We start from the raw sequence: 22,074 nt of genomic DNA on the forward strand, positions 1-22,074 counted from the left end.
GGATGGTCAAGAAGGCGGCTTGTGATCAACCGGAAAGTTTGGATTTAAATCGGCGCGAGTGACGCCGCAAAGCTTGTGCGCACGGACCACGAGTATAAACTCCGGCCAGTTTGAAGCCTGAGCAAGGAAGGTCAGTTTTCAGATGAATCTGCGCATATCGGGAAAACACATGGATATCGGCGATGCGTTCCGTACGCGCATCAACGATCGTGTCGGCGAGGCGATCGGCAAATATTTCGACCGCGGCTTTGCCGGACATGTCACCGTCATCAAATCGGGCTCGCGCTATTCGGCGGATTGCATGATCCGGCTGGATTCCGGCGCTTCGCTGCAGGCGACCGGCGATGCCCAGGACCCGACGCTGGCTTTCGAGGCCGCGGCGGATCGTCTGGAAACCCGGCTTCGGCGCTACAAGCGCCGGCTGAAATCGCACAATTCGGGCAATGGCGAGCTCACCGATATCGCCTACACGGTGATGGCGCCACTCGCCGATGACGACGAGGACATTCCGGAGGATTTTGCGCCGGCCATCGTCGCCGAATCGACCATGACGCTGAAGACCATGTCGGTGGCGTCGGCGGTCATAGAACTCGACACAAAGGACAGTCCGGTCTTCGTCTTCCGCAACGCCGGAAACAATCACGTCAACATCGTCTATCGCCGGCCGGATGGGAACATCGGCTGGATCGATCCGTCCACGACCAAGGTCGCACAGGGATAAAACCGGCCGCACGAGGGGTGGGGACTGGTGACGGCAGGCGAACAAGGGATTTTCAAGTATGGATCTGAGCGATCTCATCAACGTTCCGGCGATATTGCCGGCGTTGAAGGCGAACTCCAAGAAGCAGCTTCTGCAATTGCTGTCGGAGAGGGCGGCCGCGATTTCCGGCATTCCGGAGCGGGAGGTGTTCGACACGATCCTGCAGCGCGAGCGGCTCGGCTCGACGGGGGTCGGCAACGGCATCGCCATTCCGCACGGCAAGCTGGCCGGCGTGAAGCGCATCGCCGGCGTGTTCGCCCGCCTGGAGACGCCGGTCGATTTCGAGGCGCTCGACGACCAGCCGGTCGACCTGGTGTTCCTGCTGCTGGCCCCTGAAGGGGCCGGCGCCGATCATCTGAAGGCGCTGTCGCGCATCGCGCGGGTGCTGCGCGACGCCGATACGGTGGCCAAGATCAGGGGAACGCGCGACGCCGTGGCGATCCACGCGCTTTTATCGGACACCCAGGCCTCGCACGCGGCCTGACGTTTTCTGGATGAACAATGGTAGGGCCGCCACGGGCGGCCCCGTTCGTTTTCAGCGGAAAATCGCCTTAATGAATGGCGACCGTGGTCAGGTCGTTTTCCATGGCGCCGGCCAGCGCGCGATCGCGCGCATCTGAAAGCAGGATCGGCTGGCCGTTGGCGGCAAACAGCGCCCACAATTCCATGCCGGGCGCGATTTCGCCAATGCCCGGGAAACGGCCGAGCAGTTCCTCGCTCGTAACCTTGCGCAGATAAGCGACCGAGCCCTCGCCGAGATGGGCGAATTCACCGCTGGTCATGGTGGGATTTTGTGTAGGATTTTGGTCAGTTCTGGTCATTTCAAGCCTCCTTGGCGCGAGACGCCGCCCTGGTTCTGGGCAGTAGGCCATCCCGCATGAGAGCCATCGGCAAAGATCAGTCTTTCACCGATATGTTTATTTTCCGTACCAGCCGCTCGGACTCGGGCCGATCGAGATCGATCGACAAAAGGCCGTTCTTCAGCTCCGCCGCAATCACCCGCATGCCGTCGGCCAGCACGAAGCAGCGCTGGAATTGGCGTGCGGCGATGCCGCGGTGAAGAAATTCGCGCTCGGTATCGTCGGTCTGACGACCGCGCACGACCAACTGGTTTTCCTCCGTGGTGACATCGAGATCGCTTTCGGCGAAACCGGCGACAGCGAGCGTGATGCGCAGCCTTTCGGCCTTGCCGTCGGCGCCGCTGAGCCGCTCGATGTTGTAAGGAGGATAGCTGTCACCGGATTTCGCCAGGCGCTCCAGCGTCTTTTCCATGGCGTCGAAACCCAGGAGAAGCGGGCTGGAGAAAGGCGTCATTCGGCTCATGTTACATTGTCCTCTCAAGAGCGACATAAACTGGAAAAACCCAGATGGCATTTTTCCCGATGGTCTTGATATGGTCCGCCCCACGACCAAGTTCAAGCCATCAAAACACCCGCCCAAAAAGACCACGTCGTGGACTCACAAGAATGATCGACATGGCGCTTGAAACGGCAGTGAGATGCAAGGAGAAGCGCTGCGCCGGGATTCGTCCCCCGGGCGGAGCGGTTCGGCAGCTCAAGGCCGGTTCGGTGCGTTTCGCATGCTCGCTCGGACGCATGAGCTCATGGCCAAACAAGGAATTGAAATGCCCCAAACACGCAAGATCATCATCGACACGGATCCTGGCCAGGACGATGCCGTCGCCATATTGCTGGCGCTTGGCAGCCCCGAGCTGGAGATCGTCGGCATATCAGCCGTAGCCGGCAACGTGCCGCTGAACCTTACCGAAAAGAACGCCCGCAAGATCTGCGAACTGGCCGGCCGACCCGACATCAAGGTCTATGCCGGCGCCGTCCGTCCGCTGGCGCGTGAACTGGTTACGGCCGAGGCGGTGCATGGCCAAACCGGCCTCAACGGGCCACAATTGCCCGAACCGACGATGAAGCTGCAGGATAAGTACGCCGTCGATTTCATCGTCGAGACGCTGATGAAGGAAGAGAGCGGCAGCATCACGCTGTGCGCTCTCGGGCCGCTCACCAATATCGCGCTGGCGCTGATCCGCGAGCCGAGGATCGCGCCGCGCATCAAGGAAATCATCCTGATGGGCGGTGGCTTCTTCGAAGGCGGCAATGTCACGCCGGCGGCCGAATTCAACATTTATGTCGATCCGCACGCGGCCGAGGTGGTGTTGAAATCCGGCATTCCGATCGTGCTGATGCCGCTCGACGTCACCCACAAGGCGCTGACCACCGCCAAGCGCACCCAGGCCTTTCGCAAGCTCGGCACCAAGGTCGGTACCGCAACGGCCGAGATGCTGGAGTTTTTCGAGCGTTTCGACGAGGAGAAATACGGCACCGATGGCGGGCCGCTGCATGACCCCTGCGTCATCGCCTACCTGTTGAAACCGGAGCTGTTCAAAGGCCGTAACTGCAATGTCAGCGTGGAAACCAGCTCGGAACTGACCATGGGCATGACCGTGATCGACTGGTGGGGCGTCACCAAGCGGGAAAAGAACGCCAAGGTGATGGGCGACATCGACCATGACGGCTTCTTCGCGCTGTTGCTGGAACGGCTGGGGCGGCTTTAAATCCGCCTCCTTACCCTCTCCCCTCGCGGGAAAAGGCGGCCTCGCGAAGCGAGGTCGGATGAGGGGTGTTCCGGGGAACGCCGACGCCTCACTCCGTCACGCACCCCTCAACCATCTCGGCGCTGCGCGCCGATCCACCTTCCCCCACAAGGGGGAAGGAAAGGCGGCGGTGCTCACTTCGACCGTGAAAACGCCAGCCACAGGCCGCCGCCGATCATGAAGCTGCCGCTGATCCTGGACAGGAGCTTGACGCGGCGGGCGGACAGGATGCGACCGGCGCGGCCGGCGGCCAGCGCATAAGTCGAATCCGACATGGCGGCGAAGATCATGGCGGTGAGGCCCATGACGGCGATCTGCAGCGAATAATTGCCTTGCGGCGCGATGAATTGCGGAAAGAAGGCGCCGAAGAAGATCAGCGTCTTCGGGTTGCTGAGCGCCACCAGCAGGCCCTGCACGAAAAAGCCGCCGCGCGGCTTCCGCGCCGTTCCGTCGGCGTTCAGCTTGCCCTTGGACCGGAACATCTGCACGCCCATCCAGATCAGGTAGGCGGCACCGATCAGCCGCACCCATTCGAACCAGTGCCCCATGCCCGATATCAGCGTGTTGAGGCCGATGCCGACGATGGCGATCATGACCGCCAGGCCGGCCTGCGTGCCGGCGACATTGGCCAGGCCGGCGCGGGAGCCATGACGGATGCTGTTGGCGATGATCAGCGTGACCGTCGGCCCTGGCACCAGGATGATGACGACGCACGCAAGGACATAGGCGGCATAGAGTTCCAGCGACATGATTTTTCCCTCGGGCAGAATGCCGCCTGTGCGGCGCCACAATCAATGCATGGCGGCGATGCCGGTGCAAGCCGGCACATGGAGCCGCGCGATACGCAGATGCACCGGATTCAGGCGCCGGACGGCCACGGCAGTGTCGTCTCATAGGCCGCCGCCGCCTTCAGCACAGCCATGTCGCCACGCGGCCGGCCGATCAGTTGCATGCCCATCGGCCGGCCTCTGGCCTCGAAGCCGACCGGCACGCTGACGGCCGGGCAGCCGCCCATGGTGGCGGGCGCCGAAACCTGCATCCAGCGGTGATAGCTGTCCATCGGCCGGCCGGCGATCTCGCGCGGCCAATGGGTGCCGACGTCGAACGGAAAGACTTGCGCGGTCGGCAATGCAATCAGGTCGAAGCGGTCGAACAGCGACAGCAGCGTCCGGTACCAGGACGTCCGGACGACCGAGGCGGCGCGAATCCGAGGCGCCGTCAGGAGTTGCGCGTTCTCCACCTCCCAGACGGCTTCGGGCTTCAACAGGGCGCGCCTGGCAGGATCGTCATAATGCACTTTCAGCGCGCAGCCGCTGCTTGCCTGGCGCAACGTCACGAAGGCCTGCCACAAGGCCTCGAAATCAAAATCCGGCACCAGTGCCTCGGCCTTGAACGAGGCCTCCCCGAAGCGGTCGAGCGCGGCCTGGCAGAGCTCGAGGATGCCGGGCTCCATGGGCAAATGCCCGCCCAGATCGCCGAGCCAGGCGACACGGCCGCCTTTGGCGGGCATATGCAGGCCTTCGAGGAAGGAGCCTTGTTTCTCATAGGACAAGGGTGCGCGCGGATGATGGCCCGCCTGCACGTCGAGCAGCAGCGCCATGTCGCCGACATTGCGACCCATCGGCCCATCGACGCCCATCTGGGCATGAAAGACCTCGACGTCCGGGCCGCCGGGGACGAGCCCCTGCGATGGCCGGAAACCATAGACATTGTTCCAGGCGGCTGGATTGCGCAACGAGCCGCCGAAGTCGCTGCCGTCGGCGACGGGCACCATGTCCAGCGCCAGCGCCACCGCGGCGCCGCCGCTCGAGCCGCCGGCGCTCAAATCTGGATCAAAGGCGTTCAGCGTCGGGCCGAACACGGGATTGTAGGTGTTGGAGCCGAGGCCGAATTCGGGAACGTTGGTCTTGCCGATGATGATGGCGCCGGCCTTGCGCATGCGCTCGACGAAGAAATCGTCCTCCTGCGGCACGAAATCGGCGAAGATCGGCGAGCCGAAGGAGGTGCGCAGGCCGCGGGTCATTGCGAGATCCTTGACCGCGATCGGCAGGCCGAAGAGCGCACCGGCCCGGTCCGGACGGGCATCGGCTGCGTCGGCCTCGCGCAGGATATCGCTACGATCGCGCAAGGAAACGATGGCGTTGACGAGCGGGTTGACGGCTTCGACGCGGTCGAGGAATGCCGTCACGACCTCACGTACCGAAAGTTTCCTTTGCCGGATCGCGTCGGCCAGCTCGACGGCGGACAGGCGGCAGATGTCGCCGGCCGGTGGCGCGGCATGCTTTGTCTGGGGGCGCATTCTGGTCGTCTCAGCGGGATTTCAGGAGTGCCTGGTCGACATCGGCGGCCAACGGGATGGCCGGCTGGGCGCCCGGCTTCAGGCATGCCAGCGAGCCGGCCGCGCCGGCCCGGGCGAGCGCCTGTTCGAGGGGCAGGCCCGACGACAGGCCGGCGGCGAAATAGCCGCAAAAGGTGTCGCCTGCACCAACCGTGTCGACCGGGGTGATCTTCAATGCGGGCACCGTCAGGGAATCGGTCGGCGTCGCCGCCATCACGCCGTCGCCGCCGAGCGTGACGACGATGGCGCGGCCGGTTTTCCCGGCAAAGTCGCGCATCCGTGCCGCGCGGTCGCGCCCGCTCAGCGACAGCACCTCGCCATAGAGGTCGAACTCAGTCTCGTTGGCGACGACATAGTCGGCCTTGCCGAGCAAGCCGGCCGCGTCGCGATGGAAGGGTGCGGTGTTGAGCACGGTGACGGCACCGGCCGCGCTTGCCTGATCGAGCGCGGCTTCGACGGTCGCAAGCGGGATCTCGTGTTGCAGGAGCATGACATCGCCTTTTCCGGGGAAGGCCTTGGACAGGTCGCCGGGCAGCACCGAGGCGTTGGCACCCGGCACCACGGCGATAATGTTCTCGCCATCGTCGCCGACCATGATCAGCGCGGTGCCCGTCGAGGCAAAAGTTTCGCCCACGCCAGACAGATCCACCTTGGCCTGGCGCAGCAGCGCCAGGGCCTCGCCGGCGAAACTATCCTTGCCGACGGCTCCCACCATGCGCACCTTGGCGCCGGCGCGCGCGGCGGCCAACGCCTGGTTGGCGCCCTTGCCACCGGGCGCGGTGGCGAAACCGGAGCCGCTCACCGTCTCGCCAGGGCTCGGCAAGCGGTCGACATTGGCAATAAGGTCGAGATTGATCGAGCCGACGACGATGATCAAGGAATGCCTCCTCATGAATGAGCGGGAAGCTATCCTGTAAGATCGTTGCTTTCCAGTGCATGCCGATATGGCAAGCGCTGCGGTGCCGCGTCATGCGAGTCAGCGGGGCGTCGTCGTTTTCCACGTGACAATGCCGGCGGAAGTTGCCGGCGTTCCCGATTTCAAGAGGTGACCTGTCCAGCCTCCCAGCCCAGAATGGCGCGCTTGCGGGTCAGGCCCCAGTGGTAGCCGGTGAGGTCGCCGGATTTGCCGATGGCGCGGTGGCAAGGCACCACGAAGGAGAGCGGGTTGGCGCCGTTGGCGGCGCCGACGGCGCGGCTGGCGCTCGGCGCGCCGATGCTGGCGGCAATCGAGGAATAGGTGCGAGCCTTGCCCATCGGAATCTGGAGCAAGGCCTCCCAGACGCGAACCTGGAAGTCGGTGCCGATCATCACGACATGCAGCGGCTGGTCCGGGCGCCACAGCGTCGGGTCGAAGATGCGTGCGGCGTAGGGACCGGTCGCGGCCATGTCCTCGACATAGACGGCATTCGGCCAGCGGCTGGACATATCGGCGAAAGCGGCGCGTTCCTCGCCCGGATCGCTAAAGGCGAGGCCGGCAAGCCCGCGGTCGGTGGCCATGATCAGGGCGGTGCCGAATGGCGAGCTATGATAGCCATAGCGGATGGTGAGCCCGGCGCCGCGCGTCTTGTAGTCGCCCGGCGACATCGCCTCATGGGTGACGAACAGGTCGTGCAGCCGGCCGGGGCCGGACATGCCGAGCTCGAACGATGTTTCAAGCAGCGGCATGCCGGAATCGAGCAGCCTGCGGGCATGGTCCAGCGTCACCGCCTGCAGGAAAGCCTTGGGCGAAAGGCCGGCCCAGCGTGTGAACAGCTTCTGCAGGCCGGTCGGCGTCTCGCCGACCTCCTCTGCAAGCTCCTCGAGGGAAGGCTGGTCGCGATAGTCGAGGCTGATCTTCTCGATGGCGCGGCGCACGATTTCGTAGTCGCTGCCTTCGGGCGTGATGTCCTTCTTGAGGACTGCTGTCTGTGTACTCATGGGACTTCTCCTTGAGCCGGAATATCAGCCCTTGGGGCGCCGATCACCACCCGAAACTTGCCTTCTTGCGGCGCATACCCAGATAGACTCTGGTTTTCGAGCCCAGGAGTCGCCATGGCGGGTGAAAAGGTAAATCTCGCCGGCGCGAAAGAAACCTTGCTGATGACGCTCTACGGCAAGGCGCTGGAAAGCCGGATGCCCCATTCGCTGCTTGGGGATCGTTTCGCCGACGAGGCGGTGCGTAAGATCGACTATGATTTCTCAAGACTCAAGGTCGACAGCAATCTCGGCATCGGCCTGGCGATCAGGGCAAAGACGCTGGACGTCCGCGTCGAGGAGTTTTTGGCCAGAAATCCTGATGCCATCGTGCTGCATCTGGGGTGCGGGCTCGACACGCGCATCTTCCGGGTCGATCCGCCGCCAGGCGTGGACTGGTTCGATGTCGACTATCCGGAAGTCATTGAACTCAGGCGCAAGCTTTACCCGCCGCGCGACCGCTATCGCCTCATCGCTTCGTCGGTAACAGAGCCGGACTGGCTGGCTGAAGTGCCCCGCAACCGACCGGCCATCGTGGTGGCGGAGGGGCTGACGCCCTATCTCCCGGCCGAGGAAGGGTTCCGCCTGTTCTCGCGCCTGGTCATACATCTTGCCGGCGGCGACCTGATTTTCGACGCTTACAGCGGTTTCGGCCTGAAGCTGCTGCGCCTCAATCCGGCGATCAGGGCGACAGGCGCCGAGGTCCACTGGGCGATCGAGGATCCGCGCGAACTGGAACTGGCTGTCCCGAAGCTGCGATTCATCGAAGACATTCCGGCCTATGGACCTGAACACGCCGCCCGCATGGGCTGGCCCGCGCAGCTGTTCGTTCGGCTTTGGAAATACATTCCCGCACTGCGCAAGATCGGCAGGCTTTTGCGCTATCGCTTCTGAAACGTCGTACCCTTGTTCGACGCGGTCCGGACGCAAGCTGTTCGGCTAGCGCGCCTTGGCGGTGGCGAGCGCACGTGAAAAGGCGGTGGCGAAGCTTTCGCGGGAATCGGGGTCGAGAAAGCCGCCGATCGCCACGTTTTGTCCCTGCGCCTCGACCGCCATCCGGGTGATGCCGATTTCGGCGTGACGGGCGACCGAAAAGCGCGCCCAGAACGGGTTGAAGCGGTGCGCTTCCGATTTTCCCGACGGCGCGGTCTTGCGGATATCGAGACTGGTGCGCGAGATCGACACCTCCTCGCGGGCGCGGGCGGCACGGTAGTTCATGCGGAAGGCAATGTAGACGGCGACAACGTCCAGACCGAAGAAGCCGAAAACCGGCCAGGCGCCGCGCGACAGGAAAAAAGCCCCGGTCACCAGCCAGCCGAACAGCAGCGCGACCATCAGCACGGCGAAGCCGGTCTTGCCCAGCGACCGGTGCGGGGTCAGCAAGGCGCTGAAGAAGGGTTCGTCCGCCTGGAACGAGGCATTTGTGTCGTTCATATCTGGATATTATAGGAAGGAAATGGCAAGCCCCAAGTCCAAAGTACCCGCACAATCCGAAAAGAAGCCACCGCCTGGACGGCGCGACGGCTCGAACGCCAAGCCCAGCCCCAGGCCGGCCCGATCCAGAACGCTCTACAGTCCGGCGGAGGTGCACGAGATTTTCCGGCGCTTTGCCGTCCAGCGGCCGGAGCCGAAGGGCGAGCTCGAACATGTAAACCCCTTCACCCTGCTGGTGGCCGTCGTGCTGTCGGCGCAGGCGACCGACGCCGGCGTCAACAAGGCGACACGGGCGCTGTTCAAGATCGCCGATACGCCGCGCAAAATGCTGGATCTGGGTGAGGCCAGGGTCGGCGACTATATCAGGACCATCGGTCTGTGGCGCAACAAGGCCAAGAACGTCATCGCGCTGTCGCAGGCATTGATTCGCGATCATGGTGGCGAGGTGCCGGACAGCCGGGACGAACTGGTCAAATTGCCGGGGGTCGGGCGCAAGACCGCCAATGTCGTGCTCAACATGGCCTTCGGCCAGCACACGATGGCCGTCGACACGCACATCTTCCGCATCGGCAACCGCATAGGACTGGCGCCCGGCAAGACGCCCGACCAGGTCGAGCAGGGGCTGTTGAAGATCATTCCCGACGAATATATGCGCCACGCGCATCACTGGCTGATCCTGCATGGCCGCTACGTCTGCAAGGCGCGCAAGCCGGATTGCCCGGCCTGCGTCATCGCCGACCTCTGCAAGGCGCAGGAAAAGACGACCAGCGTGCCGGCGCCGCTGGTCGAGATCGCTCCGCTCGAGGAAGCGAGCGGAATTCAATAAGTTAACTCTCCTCCACAAACACCTCTTCGCGCTTCTTTTTGACCGCGGGCAGGAAGACGATGACGAGCACGGCGAGCGCGATGAGGAGCAGGCCGGCGCTGATCGGTCTCGTCACGAAGGTGCTGGGATCGCCACGCGACAGAATCATGGCCCGGCGGAGATTTTCCTCAAGCAGGGGGCCAAGCACGAAGCCGAGCAGCAGGGGCGCGGGTTCGCAGCGCAGTTTGGTCAGGAGATAGCCGAGGAAGCCGAAAAAGGCGACGGCGTAGAGGTCGTAGACATTGGTGTTGACGCTGTAAACGCCGATCGAGCAGAACGCCATGATGATCGGGAAAAGCACGTAATAGGGGATCGTAAGCAGCTTCACCCAGAGCCCGATCAGCGGCAGGTTCAGGACGATCAGCATCAGGTTGCCGATCCACATGGAGGCGATGATGCCCCAGAAAAGCGCCGGCTGTTCGGTCGCGACATTCGGGCCGGGCACGATGCCCTGGATGATCATCGCGCCGATCATCAGCGCCATGACCGGATTGGCTGGAATGCCGAGCGTCAGCATGGGGATGAAGGAGGTCTGCGCGCCGGCATTGTTGGCCGATTCCGGCCCGGCGACACCTGCGATCGCGCCCTTGCCGAATTCTTCGGGGTTTTTCGATACGCGCTTTTCGACCGTGTAGGAGGCAAAGGCCGCGAGGATCGCGCCGCCTCCCGGCAGGATGCCGAGCGCTGAACCGATGATCGTTCCGCGCACGATGGGCGCCGCCATGCGCCTGAAGTCGTCGCGGGTGGGCATGAGCCCTGAAACCTTTCGGATCATCACCGAGCGCTCATGCTCGTTCTCGAGGTTGCGCAGGATCTCGGCAATGCCGAAGACGCCGACCGCCACGGCGACGAAATTCAGCCCGTCGGCATATTCGGGGATACCGAGCGTGAAGCGCGGCGTGCCGGTGTAGATATCGGTGCCGACAATGCCGAGCAACAGACCGAGCACGACCATCGCCAGCGCCTTGACGATCGAACCGTGCGCAAGCGCGACCGACGAGACGAGGCCGACGACCATCAGCGAAAAATATTCGGCCGCGCCGAACTCCAGCGCGATCGAGGTTAGCGGCGGGGCGAAGATGGCGACGAGGAAGGTCGACACCGTGCCGGCGAAGAACGAACCGATCGCCGCGATCGCGAGTGCCGCGCCGGCGCGGCCGTTCCTGGCCATCTGATAGCCGTCGATCGCCGTGACGGCCGAGGACGATTCGCCGGGCATGTTGATGAGAATGGCCGTGGTCGAGCCGCCATATTGCGCACCGTAATAGATGCCGGCGAGCATGATGAGGGAGGAAACCGGGTCGCCGATCTGAAAGGTGATCGGCAAGAGCATGGCGATGGTCGCGGTGGCGCCAATTCCAGGCAGGACGCCGATCAGCGTGCCAAGAAGGACGCCGATCAGGCAGAAACCAAGGTTCGTCAGCGATGAAGCGGTCGAAAAGCCGAGCGCCAGATTGTCGAGGAGCTCCATGCTCATCTCCTCACAATGGCAGCCATGGGCCAAAGCGTCGGAACGGAAGGCCGAGTGCGTAGCTGAAGACGAAAAATGCAAACAGGGTCAGGCCAGCCGACAGCACGAACGCGGTCAGCGGTTTCATGCGGCCGCTGGCGAACGATGCGATCAGCGCCGTCAGGAAGATTGACGGAATGAAGCCAAGGCCGCGCACCGTCAGGCCGAAGAAGATCGGAGCGGGAAGGATGAACAGCGAGCCACGCCACGCAATGTAGCCGATCGGATCGCCCTCGAATCGCACCGCCTGGAAGAGGATGACGAGGCCAAGCAGGATCAGCACGATCGCCAGCACCAGCGGGAAATAGCCCGGCCCCATGCGGAAGGCGGTGCCGATTTCCAGGCCGAGCGACTGCAACGCGAAAAATGCGCCGAAAACGATGAACAGCGCAGCGCATATGCCGTTCGTCCTGTCGATTGCGAAAGCCTTCATGACATTCCTCCCAAGCTGCGGGCGCGCGACGATACCGAAGCGAAAACGGGGCGCCGGCGGCGCCCCGTTCAAAACTCAGTCGGCGTATTGGCCGGCGGCTTCGATGATCGGCTTCCAGCGCGCGATCTCGTTTTCCAGCTTGGCCTTCAGCGCGGCCGGCGTCGCGTCGGCCTGCGGCGACGGCCTGGTGCCGAGCTCGGCGAAGCGGGCGGCGACGTTCTCGTCCTTCAGCGCGACCTGCAGGGATTTCGACAGCCGTTCGGTGATCTCCGCCGGAGTGCCCTTGGGGGCATAAAGACCGTGCCAGATGCTGACCTGCACGTCGGGAAGGCCGGCTTCCGTCGTCGTCGGGACATCGGGCAGCACATCGAGGCGCTCCGGCGAGGTGACGGCGTAAGCCTTGATCGTGCCGCCCTGGATCTGCTTGGTGGTGTTGGTCGTCTGGTCGCACATGATGTCGACCTGGCCGCCGAGGAGATCGGTCATGGCCGGGCCGGTGCCCTTGTAGGGGACGGTGACCAGCGGCGTCTTGATAGCGCTCATGAACAGCATGCCGCAGAGATGCGAGGCAGCACCTATGCCGGCATTGGCTACGGTGACGCTATCCTTGTTGGCCTTGGCGTACTCGACCAATCCCTTCAAATCGGCCGGCTCGAGGTCCTTTCGGCCAACGATGGTCATTGGCACCTCGGTGACGAGGCCGACATATTCGAAGGCGTTCAGCGTGTCGTAGGCGAGCTTTCGGTAGAGTGTGGCACTGGTGGCCATGCCGATGTGATGGAGGAGCAGGGTGTAACCGTCCGACTCGGCCTTCGCGACGCGGCCAGCGCCCAGCGTGCCACCGGCGCCGCCGACATTCTCGACGATGACCTGCTGGCCGAGATCCTTGGACATGGCTTCCGCGACAAGACGCGTGACCGTGTCGGTCGGGCCGCCGGCCGCAAACGGCACCACGACGGTGATGGTGCGTTCGGGATAGGTTTGCGCGCCTGCGGCGACGGGATAAAGCATGACCGCCACGGCGGCAGCCAGAGCGGCGACAAATCTTCTCATCGTGATTTCCTCCCAGAGCTTAAATCTTCAACCGCCGCGCGGAGTTCTCCTCGACACCGGCTGCACGGATACAACTAGGGCAGGCTAACAGATTGCAATCGTACTCAAATGGCAAAGTGCTGATATCCGCAACCGTTCTGGCTGGCGGCCCATGAGGCGCGGCCGGACCATCGGAGGAACGACTGTCCCGGCTGGATCGAGACACGCCAAGCGCGCGCCGTCTGTCTGGAAGATGATCCGCGCCGGCCTGGCCCTTGCTCGCGGCCGGTGATTTGCTAGGTGCTTTGCAGGTTTGAGCGAGGGCGACCCATGAACCATCACGACACAAGCGGCGTTCCGATTATCGAAACGACGCGCGCCATCCTGCGAGCGCACCGGCTGGAGGATTTCGACGCCTATGTCGCCATGTGGGCCGATCCGGTCGTCACCCGCTTCATCGGCGGCAGGCCGCGCACGCGGGAAGAGAGCTGGATGCGCTTCCTGCGTCACGCCGGGCTCTGGTCGCTGCTCGGCTACGGTTTCTGGGCGATCGAGGACAAGGCGACGGGCCGTTTCGTCGGTGAGGCCGGGTTTCACGACCTCAAGCGCGATATGGAGCCGCCGATAGAGGGCATTCCGGAGGCCGGGTGGGCGCTCGCTCCGGCCGCCCACGGCGCCGGCCTCGCCACCGAGATCGTCAGCCGCGTGCTTGGCTGGGGCGACGAGACCTTCGGACGTGGCAAAACCGTCTGCATCATCGACCCCGAAAACACCGCTTCCTTGAACGTGGCGACGAAGTGCGGCTACCGGGAGGTGGCGCGGACCATCTATCACGAAACCCCGACCATCCTGCTGGAGCGGTTGGCCTGAGCACTCGCCAAGTGCCTAAAGCGCGCGGCGTCGAAACGGATTCATGCGCTGCGCTTAGCTTTCTTGTTTTACGTCGTTCTCCCAAAGCCGAGGTCCCTTTGGGCGGCATGCATTAGCGGTCGTTCCGCAAGGGCGTCGAAATGATCCGAGAACGCCGTCTGCTCCTGATAACCGCGCCGGGACTGGCATTATCCGTTTGCACCGCGGCTTCGCGAGCCGCTTCATCGAGCATCGAGGCATCCTCGCCGAAGGCGCGGGTGGCACGGGCCGCCGCCTCGAGCAGCGGCCGCCGCATGCGCCGCAGGAAGGCCGCGTCGACGCGTGTGCTCGGGCCGGCCAGGGTCAAGGCGCCGAGCAGAACCCGCCCAGGCCCGAACACCGGCGCCGAGACGCCCGCCGTCTGCGGGTCGCGGTCGCCGATGGCGAGGCAGTTGCAGGTCTTGCGGATGGTTTCGTACGGTTCGCCCGGCTGTCCGGAAAACGCCGCCAGCACACGCCCGCCGGAGCCCACCAGCAACGGCAGGACGTCACCCTCGCGGATCGTATAGCGGATAGGATGCTTGGACTCGACGCGATAGAGACAGGTGCGCACGTCTCCCGACCGGACATAGAACGCAACGCTTTCCCAGCTTAGCTCGCAGAGATCGCGCATGATCGGCAGCAGGATGTCGACCGCCACGACCGACCGCTGATAGAGCGCGCCGAGCCGGAAGCTGGCCGGCCCGATGCGGTAGCGTCCGTCGTCCAGGCGTTCGAGCAATTGTCCGCGCAAAAGCGAATTGGCCAGGCGCAGAATGGTGCTCTTATAGAGGCCGGTTCGGGCCGCGATCTCGGAAAGGCTGAGCGAGCGGTCCGCCGTGGTGAATGCATCGAGGATGGCAATGGCCCGGTCAAGCGCGGCAACACCGTCGGCTGACGCGCTCCGGATTTCGATGCCAGCTGGTTTGCCTGCCGAATTCATTGGTCCCCAGTCGAACAAAGGTCGAGCGGCGCGATTGTGTCGCGCAGCTCAAGCATTCTGTCCAGCAGAATATCGTTCCTGTTGACGGAACGCGGTAAAGTCTGCTTGAACTCAAGCACGGGTCTGGTTTCAGGCGCGTTTTTGGCGGGCACCGGAGGAGGTGTCGTGATTTGGAGGAATCCCATGCTGAACAGACGCAAATTTTTGATGAGCACCGCTGCCGCGGGGGCCGCCGGGCTGGTGGCGTCGCGTCTTTCTCCCGCTCTTGCCCAAGGCACGCCGCAGATCCAGATTTTCGTGCCGGCGGCGCCCGGTGGCGGCTGGGACCAGACCGCGCGCACGATGGACCAGGTGCTGCGCAGCGAGAAGCTGATCTCCGGCTCGCAGATCACCAATGTCGGCGGCGCCGGCGGCACGGTCGGGCTGCCGCAATTCATCAGTCAATGGAACGGCAAGGGCAATTCGCTGATGGTTGGCGGCATGGTCATGGTCGGCGCCATCATCGCCAACAAGGCTGCCAATAATTTGACGCAGGTCACGCCGATCGCCCGGCTCACCGGCGAGTTCGAAGCGCTGGTGGTGCCGGCGGCCTCGCCGTTCAAGACGGCCGCCGACTTCGTCGCCGCGCTTAAAGAGGATCCGACGAAGGTTCCCGTCGCCGGCGGCTCGGCCGGCGGTTCGGACCATATCCTGTTCGGCCTGATCGCCAAGACGGCGGGCGTGCCGGCGACAAACCTGTCCTACGTGCCGTTCGCGGGCGGCGGCGAGGCGCTGTCAGCGCTGCTCGGCAACCAGGTGGCGGCGGGCATTTCCGGCTTTGGCGAGTTCTCCGAACAGGTCAAGGCCGGGGCGCTCAGGCTGCTCGCCATTTCCGCCGACAAGCGGCAGGAGGGCATCGATGCGCCAACGCTGAAGGAGGCCGGCATCGACGTCGAACTGTTCAACTGGCGCGGCGTCTTCGCACCCCCCGGCGTCTCCGATACCGATAAGGCGGCGATGATCACGCTGGTCGAGACCATGGCCAAGAGCGATGCCTGGGCCACGGAATGCAAGAACCGCAACTGGACGCCCATCCTGCTCACCGGCGACGACTATGCGAAGTTCCTTGCCGAGGATACGGCTCGCATCGAAGCCATCCTCAAGGATCTCGGGCTCGCCTGATTTCCCTGAAGGGGGCGGGTCCATGGTCCGCCCTTTTTCCTCCCGCCGTTCGCATGGACATGCGATCCACCGGGGATGAAGATAGGATAAAAGCCGGCTGTGAGACGCCGGCTGTCTTGGGAGGACATTCATGAGCACCAGCGACCAGCAGGCTGCGTCCTCGCGCCTTGCCGTACCCGAACTGCTGATCGGCATCGGGCTTCTGGCCTGTGCCGGGGCGGTCGCCTGGCAGACCTTGGCGATCCCGGTGTCGCCGCTCTACTCCAAGGTCGGCCCGACCGTCTTTCCCTACCTCACCATGTTCGGCCTGGTGGTTCTTTCGCTCCTGCTCATCGTCGCCGCACTGCGCGGCGGCTGGCAGCCGGAAGAGGAAAAGGAGACGCCGACCGACTGGAAGGCGATGGGCTTCGTCGTCATCGGCCTTGTCGCCAACCTGCTCCTGATCCAGCCGTTCGGCTTCACCGCGGCATCCGTCATCATGTTCGTTCTGGTCTGCTACGGCTTCGGCAGCCGGCATACGCTGCGCGATGCGCTCACTGGCCTCGTGCTGGCGCTGGCCGCCTATTTCGGCTTCGCCAGGGCGCTCGGCGTCAATATCGGCGCCGGTTTCATCGAGAACCAACTGAATACGGTAATCGATGCGTTCACCAGCACGCTGAGGGGCTGACGCCATGGAAACGCTAGGCCATCTGGCACACGGTTTCGCCGTCGCCTTCACTCCGGTCAACCTTCTGTGGTGCCTGCTCGGCACCACGCTTGGCACCGCCATCGGCGTGCTGCCCGGCCTCGGCCCGGCGCTGACCATCGCGCTGCTGCTGCCGATCACCTACCAGGTTGCGCCGGAGGCCTCCTTCATCCTGTTTGCCGGCATCTATTACGGGGCCATGTATGGCGGCTCGACGACCTCGATCCTGCTCAACACGCCAGGCGAAAGCGCTACCATCGTCACCGCGCTGGAAGGCAACAAGATGGCCCGGTCCGGGCGCGGCGGCGCCGCACTTGCCACCTCGGCGATCGGCTCCTTCGTCGCCGGCACTCTCGGCACGCTGGGCGTCGCCTTCCTGGCGCCTATCGTGGTCAGGTTCGCGCTGGCCTTCGGCCCGGCCGAATATTTCTCGCTGATGGTGCTGGCCTTCATCACGGTTTCGGCGGTGCTCGGCTCGTCCTCGGTGCGCGGCTTGACCAGCCTGTTCGCCGGCTTTGTTATCGGCATGATCGGGGTCGACCTGCAGACCGGCCAGCCGCGCTTCACCTTCGGCATGACCGAACTGCTCGACGGCGTCGACGTCATCATCGCCGCCGTCGGCCTGTTCGCCGTCGGTGAGACGCTCTACATGGCCTCGCGCCGTTATGCCGGCAAGGACGAGATCGTGCCGCTGAAGGGCTCCCTCTATATGACGGCGGCCGAATGGAGGCGCTCGTGGAAGCCCTGGTTGCGCGGCGCCGCGATCGGCTTCCCGATCGGCGCCATGCCGGCCGGCGGCGCCGAGATCCCGACCTTCCTGTCCTATGCCATCGAAAAGAAGCTTTCGAAGCACAAGCAGGAATTCGGCACGGTTGGCGCCATCGAGGGCGTAGCCGGTCCGGAGGCCGCCAACAATGCCTCGGCTGCCGGCGTGCTGGTGCCGATGCTGACGCTCGGGCTGCCGACCTCGGCGACGGCGGCAATCATGCTTTCGGCTTTCCAGAGCTACGGCATCAATCCAGGCCCGCTGCTTCTGACGACACAAGGCAACCTGGTCTGGGGACTGATCGCCAGCCTGTTCATCGCCAACGTCATTCTCGTCATCCTCAATCTGCCGCTGATCGGGCTTTGGGTGCGGCTGCTGAAGATCCCGGCGCCGCAGCTCTATGCCGGCATCCTGGTTTTCGCCACCGTCGGCACCTACGGCATTTCGCAGTCGCCGATCGACCTCGCCATCCTCTATCTCCTGGGTGCTGCCGGCTTCCTGATGCGGCGCTTCGATTTCCCGACCGCGCCCGTCATCATCGGCATGATCCTGGGACCGCTCGCCGAAACTCAATTCCGCCGCGCCATGACGATCTCGAACGGCGACTGGTCGGTGTTCTACAAGCACCCGCTGTCGCTGACCCTGCTGACGCTGGCCTTCATCGGCCTGGTCGGGCCGCATATCTGGGCCTACATCGAACGCCGCCGATTGCGGGGGCCGGAGCATGTGCCGGGCGATGCCTGATCGATTTGAAGTGACATGACAGACCTGCTTTCCGGCATTCGCGTGCTCGACCTGACCAACGTCCTGGCCGGGCCCTACTGCGCCTACCAGTTGGCGCTGCTCGGCGCCGACGTCATCAAGGTCGAGGCGCCGCAAGGCGGCGACCTGGCGCGACAGCTCGGCGGTTCGCCGGAACTCAACCAGGCCGGCATGGGAGCTTCGTTCCTGGCTCAGAATGCCGGCAAACGCTCCGTCGTGCTCGACCTCAAGAAGGAAGCCGAGCGCGAACGCTTCCTCGACCTGGTCGCCAGCGCCGATGCGCTGGTGGAAAACTTCCGCCCCGGCGTCATGGACCGGCTTGGCCTCGGTTACGAGGCGCTGAAGGCGGTTCGCCCCAGCCTTGTCTACTGCGCGATATCGGGCTTTGGCCAGACCGGGCCGATGCGCGACAATCCGGCCTATGACCAGATCATCCAGGGCCTTTCGGGCATTATGAGCATCACCGGCACGCCGGAGACGGCACCCTTGCGGGTCGGCTATCCCGTCGCCGACACGCTGGGCGGACTGGTCGGGGCCTTCGCCATCGTCTCGGCGCTGGTAAGGCAGAAGACGAGCGGCGAGGGTGCTTTTCTCGACGTGTCGATGCTTGAATGCACATTGTCGGCGCTTGGCTGGCCGGTTTCCAACTATCTGACGGCCGGGGTCGATCCCAAGCCGATGGGCAATGAGAACATGACGGCGGCACCGTCGGGCGCCTTTCGCACCGGCGACGGTCTGCTCAACATCGCCGCCAACAAGCAGGAGCAGTTCGTAACGCTTTGCCGGCTTATCGAACGGCCGGAGCTGGCGTCGGATCCACGCTTTGCCGAGCGCGAGACGCGCAAGCGGAACCGTGCGGCGCTGAAGATCGAGATCGAGGGGGCCCTGGCGAATGGCCCGGCGGCTGCGTGGGAAGAAAAACTGAACCGCGCCGGGGTGCCGGCGGGCAGGGTGCTGACGATCCCGCAAGTGCTGGCCGAACCGCAGGTGCTGGAGCGCCAGATGACCAGGGCTTTCGACGGCGTGGCTGACATGGAGAGACCGCTGACGGTTCTGCGCGGCGGCTTCATGGTCGATGGCACGGCTCCATTGCCGGCCTCCCCGCCACCGGCCCTGGGCGAGCACATGGACGAGGTTTTCGCCGGCCTGTCGCCGCGAGCGAAGACAAAGGCACTCACATGAACGAGCAAAAGACGATATGAGTGAGCAAAAGACGGGCCGCGAGCGTGCAGAGGAGTGGTGGCAGACCGGCATTATCGAAATGCGGCCGGGCGTCATCCGGCTGCGCGGCTATGAAATCCAGGACCTGATCGGCCGCGTCAGCTTCCCGGCTGTCATCTGGCTGATGCTGCGCGGCGAATTGCCCAGCGAGGAACAGGCCGCGCTGCTCGGCATTGCGCTGGGCGCCGCAGTCGACCACGGGCCGCAGGCGCCGTCGATCGCCATCGCCCGCATGGCGGCGACCTGCGGTGTCGGCATCAACAGCGCCATGGCTTCGGCCATCAACGTGCTTGGCGACGTCCATGGCGGCGCCGGCGAGCAGGCGCTTGCCTTCTATGGCGACATTGCCGCGGCGCTCGATGGCGGCACGACGCTGAAAGAGGCTGTCTCGGGGCGGCTTGACCGGTTCTTTGCCGGGGAAAAGGGCTACGTGCCGGGGCTGGGCCATCGCTTCCATCCGGTCGACCCGCGCGCGCCGCGCCTGATGGAACTGACTCGGGAGTTTGCCGCGCGCGGCGTGATCCATGGCCGCTTCGCCGATATCGCCGAGGCGATCGAGGCGGAGGTCGCGCGGCGCAAGGGCAAAAAGATACCGCTCAACATCGATGGCGCGACCGCCGTCATTTACGGCGAGCTCGGCTTTCCGCCACCGCTAACGCGGGGGCTTTTCGTGCTGTCGCGCTCGGTCGGCATCCTGGCGCATGCCTGGGAACAATCCCAGCAAGCCGAGCGGAACAAAGGTCCGCTGCCACGCGAATGGCTGTGGGCCTATGCCGGGACGCCAGTGCGACCGCTCCCCGAAGAGGACGGCGCCGGGGCGTGAGGCCTTTACGTAGGGCCGATTTGTGCCGGCTGGGGAAGCTTCAAGGTCCTTACCAGCGTCGAAAGTTCGGGTTCGTCGATGAGCATGGCCGCATCGGCCGGCGCCAGCCAGGCCCGTTGCCGCCGTTTGGCTTCCTGCCAGTCGGCGAGCTCTTGCGTTACTTCCAACAGATAGACGATGACATCGACGCGCACGAACCGGTTGGCCAGCCGCTTCCAATAGGAATAGGTGCCCGCTGGCTGCTTCAGGGTCTTGCCGAGCACGCCCGCTTCTTCCTGCGCCTCGATGGTGGCCGCCTTGCGTCCGCTCTTGCCTTTCATCGGCCAGCCCTTGGGTACGATGAAGCGCCTGGTGGTGCGCGAGGTGACCAGCATGACCTCGATGTCGCCGCGCTGGTCCAGCCGAAAAGGGATAGCCGCGACCTGGCGGATCGTCTCGCCCTTCTTGGCCTTGCGCACGGCCTTTTTCTTGGTGGCTGCCATTCGAAAATCCAGTCGGTGCAGTGCCCATACCGTGACGCGGTGTCGTTACAAAACCCAAACTGCGGCAGGGGCACCTGAACGCCCCTACCATGTAAGTCGGCTAAATAAAAGAGAAGCCCGCCTCAGCGGCAGGTGCTTACGGCGGTGTTGCCGATTATCTGCGTCTGGCAGTTCGGCCTGACCCGCGGCACGATGGGCGGGGGCTGTTGCACGATCACCCGGTCCTGAGCCCGATTCTGTTGCTGCTGCTGCTGAAACTGCTGCCGCTGGACACGGTTTTGCAAGGCCTGCAGATCGTTCTGCTGGATCAACGCGTTGTTGTCGACGGAGGGAATGAGCACCTGCGCGGAAGCAGGCAGACGGATGCCCGCCAGCGTCGCGGCTGCCAATGCCGCCGTCATGAAAACCGTTGATGGCCGAAGCGCCAACATCTGCTCATTCCCGCACAAACAAACTTCCCTCTACATATAGTGCGTTTGTCCCCTCGTGCCACGCCAGAGTGCCGATTAACAGGAAATCGCGTGATCGCGCCCCCTTCGCGGCGGAGGAGAATCTGCCCCGCCGCCCGCATCGCACTTGACGGAAGCGATCGATTCGCCGCTCTATCGGGCTGACGCCGGCCTCGAATTCCATGGCGTCAACGGCGTCGGCATGTCCGTCGGATGTAACGGCGCCTTCGAGGAAACGGTCAAACAGAACGCCGACAGTGCGTCCTTCAGGGTCAGCTTCCAGCTGGCTCAGGGATGGAGCCGGGCAAAAGGGGTCCTTATGAGGAAGCATGCGTATCTGCTGGCGATGCTGGGGGCTGCCTGCATCGCCGGTCTGCCGGCCGCGGCGGCGCAGACAAAAGGCGACAAAGCGGCGGCCGCGCCCGCCGCCAACCAGCCACAGTTGCCCGGCGGCGCATCGGCCCTGTCCGAAACCCATGGCGACTGGGCGGTCAACTGCCAGATATCGGGCGCGGCCAAGGCATGCAGCCTGTCACACCAGCAGTTCAACAAGCAAAGCAACCAGCGTCTGCTGGCGATAGAGCTGTCGAGCAGGACGGGCGAAGACGCGACCGGTACGCTCGCTTTGCCGTTCGGCCTGGCGCTCGCCAAGGGCGTCACCCTGACGATCGACGACCAGAAGCTGGACGGCAGTCTGCAGTTCAACACTTGCCAAGCCGTCGGCTGCCTGGTGCCGGTGGCGTTCGATGCCAACGTCGTCCCCGTGCTCAAGGCGGGCACCACCTTGAAGGTCGATGCCTTCGCGGCGGATACGGGGCAAGCGGTTAGCTTCTCCATCCCGCTCAATGGCTTCGGAGGTGCGCTTGCCCGGACGGCCGAGCTTCTTGCCGACTAGCGGTTCAGCGTTCGACAGAATCGCTAGCTTGCGCTAAGCCTTTGTTTTAGGAATTCCGACGGTCCAGCT

25 protein-coding genes are annotated in these 22,074 nt (G+C 64.2%); 12 read left to right on the plus strand and 13 right to left on the minus strand.

The genetic code is table 11. The features are described 5' to 3' along the window. Positions 1-142 precede the first annotated feature (142 nt). Together raiA and ptsN are read left to right on the plus strand one after the other, a co-directional pair. Positions 143-721: a ribosome-associated translation inhibitor RaiA gene (gene raiA, locus FJ443_RS17085; RefSeq protein WP_140500197.1), complete on the plus strand. Its 579-nt coding sequence runs from the start codon at positions 143-145 to the stop codon at positions 719-721. A gap of 58 nt (positions 722-779) precedes the next feature. Further along, positions 780-1,244, plus strand: a complete 465-nt coding sequence (ptsN, locus tag FJ443_RS17090; protein ID WP_135898701.1) for a PTS IIA-like nitrogen regulatory protein PtsN — start codon at positions 780-782, stop codon at positions 1,242-1,244. A gap of 67 nt (positions 1,245-1,311) precedes the next feature. On the opposite strand, the gene FJ443_RS17095 is transcribed toward ptsN, so the two are convergent. Further along, on the minus strand, positions 1,312-1,581 hold the full coding sequence (locus FJ443_RS17095) for a DUF1150 family protein (RefSeq protein ID WP_140500195.1): 270 nt from the start codon (positions 1,579-1,581) through the stop codon (positions 1,312-1,314). Positions 1,582-1,657: 76 nt separating this feature from the next. Beyond that, positions 1,658-2,083: an Hsp20 family protein gene (locus tag FJ443_RS17100; RefSeq protein WP_013893014.1), complete on the minus strand. Its 426-nt coding sequence runs from the start codon at positions 2,081-2,083 to the stop codon at positions 1,658-1,660. A gap of 301 nt (positions 2,084-2,384) precedes the next feature. Between FJ443_RS17100 and FJ443_RS17105 the strand changes: the two genes are divergently transcribed. After that, positions 2,385-3,326 carry a nucleoside hydrolase gene (locus FJ443_RS17105; protein WP_140584710.1) on the plus strand — a complete coding sequence of 314 codons (942 nt, stop codon included), beginning with the start codon at positions 2,385-2,387 and terminating at the stop codon, positions 3,324-3,326. A 173-nt stretch (positions 3,327-3,499) separates the two neighbouring features. On the opposite strand, the gene FJ443_RS17110 is transcribed toward FJ443_RS17105, so the two are convergent. The 4 genes from FJ443_RS17110 to FJ443_RS17125 all read right to left on the minus strand — a co-directional run bounded on the left by FJ443_RS17110 (position 3,500) and on the right by FJ443_RS17125 (position 7,620). Continuing rightward, a complete protein-coding gene (locus FJ443_RS17110) occupies positions 3,500-4,114 on the minus strand; it encodes a LysE family translocator (RefSeq protein ID WP_140522507.1) in 615 nt (204 codons plus the stop codon). Between the two features lie 110 nt (positions 4,115-4,224). Then, positions 4,225-5,664 (minus strand): amidase, encoded by a 1,440-nt coding sequence (locus tag FJ443_RS17115; protein WP_140665005.1) that lies wholly within the window; start codon positions 5,662-5,664, stop codon positions 4,225-4,227. Between the two features lie 10 nt (positions 5,665-5,674). Beyond that, positions 5,675-6,580 carry a ribokinase gene (locus FJ443_RS17120; RefSeq protein WP_140558410.1) on the minus strand — a complete coding sequence of 302 codons (906 nt, stop codon included), beginning with the start codon at positions 6,578-6,580 and terminating at the stop codon, positions 5,675-5,677. Between the two features lie 161 nt (positions 6,581-6,741). Further along, the gene (locus FJ443_RS17125; protein ID WP_140500187.1) at positions 6,742-7,620 is read right to left on the minus strand and encodes a bifunctional helix-turn-helix domain-containing protein/methylated-DNA--[protein]-cysteine S-methyltransferase; all 879 of its coding nucleotides are present in this window, start codon (positions 7,618-7,620) and stop codon (positions 6,742-6,744) included. 114 nt (positions 7,621-7,734) lie between these two features. Here FJ443_RS17125 and FJ443_RS17130 point away from each other — a divergent pair, with 114 nt between their 5' ends. Next, on the plus strand, positions 7,735-8,550 hold the full coding sequence (locus tag FJ443_RS17130; RefSeq protein ID WP_140558411.1) for a class I SAM-dependent methyltransferase: 816 nt from the start codon (positions 7,735-7,737) through the stop codon (positions 8,548-8,550). A 45-nt stretch (positions 8,551-8,595) separates the two neighbouring features. Here FJ443_RS17130 and FJ443_RS17135 read toward each other — a convergent pair whose 3' ends face one another. Beyond that, positions 8,596-9,090 carry a DUF2244 domain-containing protein gene (locus tag FJ443_RS17135; protein ID WP_140500184.1) on the minus strand — a complete coding sequence of 165 codons (495 nt, stop codon included), beginning with the start codon at positions 9,088-9,090 and terminating at the stop codon, positions 8,596-8,598. A 22-nt stretch (positions 9,091-9,112) separates the two neighbouring features. Between FJ443_RS17135 and nth the strand changes: the two genes are divergently transcribed. After that, a complete protein-coding gene (gene nth, locus FJ443_RS17140) occupies positions 9,113-9,916 on the plus strand; it encodes an endonuclease III (protein WP_140560249.1) in 804 nt (267 codons plus the stop codon). Position 9,917: 1 nt separating this feature from the next. Here the strand turns inward: nth and FJ443_RS17145 are convergent, their stop codons facing one another. The 3 genes from FJ443_RS17145 to FJ443_RS17155 all read right to left on the minus strand — a co-directional run bounded on the left by FJ443_RS17145 (position 9,918) and on the right by FJ443_RS17155 (position 12,951). Continuing rightward, entirely contained in the window at positions 9,918-11,426 is a 1,509-nt protein-coding gene (locus FJ443_RS17145; protein ID WP_140665008.1) for a tripartite tricarboxylate transporter permease, read from the minus strand. 10 nt (positions 11,427-11,436) lie between these two features. Further along, positions 11,437-11,898, minus strand: coding sequence for a tripartite tricarboxylate transporter TctB family protein (locus FJ443_RS17150; RefSeq protein WP_140513749.1), 462 nt, complete (start codon positions 11,896-11,898; stop codon positions 11,437-11,439). Between the two features lie 75 nt (positions 11,899-11,973). After that, complete coding sequence (locus FJ443_RS17155) at positions 11,974-12,951, minus strand: tripartite tricarboxylate transporter substrate-binding protein (protein ID WP_140665011.1); 978 nt, start codon at positions 12,949-12,951, stop codon at positions 11,974-11,976. A 309-nt stretch (positions 12,952-13,260) separates the two neighbouring features. Between FJ443_RS17155 and FJ443_RS17160 the strand changes: the two genes are divergently transcribed. Continuing rightward, on the plus strand, positions 13,261-13,800 hold the full coding sequence (locus tag FJ443_RS17160; RefSeq protein WP_140560257.1) for a GNAT family N-acetyltransferase: 540 nt from the start codon (positions 13,261-13,263) through the stop codon (positions 13,798-13,800). A 112-nt stretch (positions 13,801-13,912) separates the two neighbouring features. On the opposite strand, the gene FJ443_RS17165 is transcribed toward FJ443_RS17160, so the two are convergent. Continuing rightward, complete coding sequence (locus FJ443_RS17165; RefSeq protein WP_224680568.1) at positions 13,913-14,761, minus strand: IclR family transcriptional regulator; 849 nt, start codon at positions 14,759-14,761, stop codon at positions 13,913-13,915. Positions 14,762-14,944: 183 nt separating this feature from the next. Between FJ443_RS17165 and FJ443_RS17170 the strand changes: the two genes are divergently transcribed. The 5 genes from FJ443_RS17170 (at position 14,945) to FJ443_RS17190 (ending at position 20,179) form a co-directional block, all read left to right on the plus strand. Continuing rightward, on the plus strand, positions 14,945-15,922 hold the full coding sequence (locus tag FJ443_RS17170) for a tripartite tricarboxylate transporter substrate-binding protein (protein ID WP_140496391.1): 978 nt from the start codon (positions 14,945-14,947) through the stop codon (positions 15,920-15,922). A gap of 130 nt (positions 15,923-16,052) precedes the next feature. Next, complete coding sequence (locus FJ443_RS17175; RefSeq protein WP_140665013.1) at positions 16,053-16,589, plus strand: tripartite tricarboxylate transporter TctB family protein; 537 nt, start codon at positions 16,053-16,055, stop codon at positions 16,587-16,589. 4 nt (positions 16,590-16,593) lie between these two features. Continuing rightward, positions 16,594-18,117 (plus strand): tripartite tricarboxylate transporter permease, encoded by a 1,524-nt coding sequence (locus FJ443_RS17180; RefSeq protein ID WP_140556474.1) that lies wholly within the window; start codon positions 16,594-16,596, stop codon positions 18,115-18,117. 15 nt (positions 18,118-18,132) lie between these two features. Next, on the plus strand, positions 18,133-19,317 hold the full coding sequence (locus FJ443_RS17185; protein WP_140522488.1) for a CoA transferase: 1,185 nt from the start codon (positions 18,133-18,135) through the stop codon (positions 19,315-19,317). A 16-nt stretch (positions 19,318-19,333) separates the two neighbouring features. Further along, positions 19,334-20,179, plus strand: coding sequence for a citryl-CoA lyase (locus tag FJ443_RS17190; RefSeq protein ID WP_140560259.1), 846 nt, complete (start codon positions 19,334-19,336; stop codon positions 20,177-20,179). A gap of 5 nt (positions 20,180-20,184) precedes the next feature. Here the strand turns inward: FJ443_RS17190 and FJ443_RS17195 are convergent, their stop codons facing one another. Together FJ443_RS17195 and FJ443_RS17200 are read right to left on the minus strand one after the other, a co-directional pair. Continuing rightward, complete coding sequence (locus FJ443_RS17195) at positions 20,185-20,661, minus strand: NUDIX hydrolase (RefSeq protein WP_140496381.1); 477 nt, start codon at positions 20,659-20,661, stop codon at positions 20,185-20,187. A gap of 122 nt (positions 20,662-20,783) precedes the next feature. Then, positions 20,784-21,062, minus strand: a complete 279-nt coding sequence (locus tag FJ443_RS17200; RefSeq protein WP_224646479.1) for a hypothetical protein — start codon at positions 21,060-21,062, stop codon at positions 20,784-20,786. A gap of 175 nt (positions 21,063-21,237) precedes the next feature. Here FJ443_RS17200 and FJ443_RS17205 point away from each other — a divergent pair, with 175 nt between their 5' ends. Further along, positions 21,238-22,005 carry an invasion associated locus B family protein gene (locus tag FJ443_RS17205; protein ID WP_246681222.1) on the plus strand — a complete coding sequence of 256 codons (768 nt, stop codon included), beginning with the start codon at positions 21,238-21,240 and terminating at the stop codon, positions 22,003-22,005. The last annotated feature ends 69 nt before the right edge of the window (positions 22,006-22,074 follow it).

Origin of the sequence: Mesorhizobium sp. B2-6-1, assembly GCF_006440475.1 — a bacterium.
In the GTDB taxonomy this organism is placed as follows: Bacteria; Pseudomonadota; Alphaproteobacteria; order Rhizobiales; family Rhizobiaceae; genus Mesorhizobium.

What these genes read in the sequence shown, in the direction of transcription:
- FJ443_RS17105 (WP_140584710.1), top strand. Translation starts at nt 2,385, where the DNA reads ATGCCCCAAACACGCAAGATCATCATCGACACGGATCCTGGCCAGGAC.
- FJ443_RS17095 (WP_140500195.1), bottom strand. Translation starts at nt 1,581, where the DNA reads ATGACCAGAACTGACCAAAATCCTACACAAAATCCCACCATGACCAGC.
- FJ443_RS17200 (WP_224646479.1), bottom strand. Translation starts at nt 21,062, where the DNA reads ATGACGGCGGCATTGGCAGCCGCGACGCTGGCGGGCATCCGTCTGCCT.
- FJ443_RS17155 (WP_140665011.1), bottom strand. Translation starts at nt 12,951, where the DNA reads ATGAGAAGATTTGTCGCCGCTCTGGCTGCCGCCGTGGCGGTCATGCTT.
- nth (WP_140560249.1), top strand. Translation starts at nt 9,113, where the DNA reads ATGGCAAGCCCCAAGTCCAAAGTACCCGCACAATCCGAAAAGAAGCCA.
- FJ443_RS17150 (WP_140513749.1), bottom strand. Translation starts at nt 11,898, where the DNA reads ATGAAGGCTTTCGCAATCGACAGGACGAACGGCATATGCGCTGCGCTG.
- FJ443_RS17100 (WP_013893014.1), bottom strand. Translation starts at nt 2,083, where the DNA reads ATGAGCCGAATGACGCCTTTCTCCAGCCCGCTTCTCCTGGGTTTCGAC.
- FJ443_RS17190 (WP_140560259.1), top strand. Translation starts at nt 19,334, where the DNA reads ATGAGTGAGCAAAAGACGGGCCGCGAGCGTGCAGAGGAGTGGTGGCAG.
- ptsN (WP_135898701.1), top strand. Translation starts at nt 780, where the DNA reads ATGGATCTGAGCGATCTCATCAACGTTCCGGCGATATTGCCGGCGTTG.
- FJ443_RS17130 (WP_140558411.1), top strand. Translation starts at nt 7,735, where the DNA reads ATGGCGGGTGAAAAGGTAAATCTCGCCGGCGCGAAAGAAACCTTGCTG.
- raiA (WP_140500197.1), top strand. Translation starts at nt 143, where the DNA reads ATGAATCTGCGCATATCGGGAAAACACATGGATATCGGCGATGCGTTC.
- FJ443_RS17195 (WP_140496381.1), bottom strand. Translation starts at nt 20,661, where the DNA reads ATGGCAGCCACCAAGAAAAAGGCCGTGCGCAAGGCCAAGAAGGGCGAG.
- FJ443_RS17185 (WP_140522488.1), top strand. Translation starts at nt 18,133, where the DNA reads ATGACAGACCTGCTTTCCGGCATTCGCGTGCTCGACCTGACCAACGTC.
- FJ443_RS17170 (WP_140496391.1), top strand. Translation starts at nt 14,945, where the DNA reads ATGCTGAACAGACGCAAATTTTTGATGAGCACCGCTGCCGCGGGGGCC.
- FJ443_RS17125 (WP_140500187.1), bottom strand. Translation starts at nt 7,620, where the DNA reads ATGAGTACACAGACAGCAGTCCTCAAGAAGGACATCACGCCCGAAGGC.
- FJ443_RS17145 (WP_140665008.1), bottom strand. Translation starts at nt 11,426, where the DNA reads ATGGAGCTCCTCGACAATCTGGCGCTCGGCTTTTCGACCGCTTCATCG.
- FJ443_RS17110 (WP_140522507.1), bottom strand. Translation starts at nt 4,114, where the DNA reads ATGTCGCTGGAACTCTATGCCGCCTATGTCCTTGCGTGCGTCGTCATC.
- FJ443_RS17180 (WP_140556474.1), top strand. Translation starts at nt 16,594, where the DNA reads ATGGAAACGCTAGGCCATCTGGCACACGGTTTCGCCGTCGCCTTCACT.
- FJ443_RS17160 (WP_140560257.1), top strand. Translation starts at nt 13,261, where the DNA reads ATGAACCATCACGACACAAGCGGCGTTCCGATTATCGAAACGACGCGC.
- FJ443_RS17115 (WP_140665005.1), bottom strand. Translation starts at nt 5,664, where the DNA reads ATGCGCCCCCAGACAAAGCATGCCGCGCCACCGGCCGGCGACATCTGC.
- FJ443_RS17135 (WP_140500184.1), bottom strand. Translation starts at nt 9,090, where the DNA reads ATGAACGACACAAATGCCTCGTTCCAGGCGGACGAACCCTTCTTCAGC.
- FJ443_RS17175 (WP_140665013.1), top strand. Translation starts at nt 16,053, where the DNA reads ATGAGCACCAGCGACCAGCAGGCTGCGTCCTCGCGCCTTGCCGTACCC.
- FJ443_RS17165 (WP_224680568.1), bottom strand. Translation starts at nt 14,761, where the DNA reads ATGAATTCGGCAGGCAAACCAGCTGGCATCGAAATCCGGAGCGCGTCA.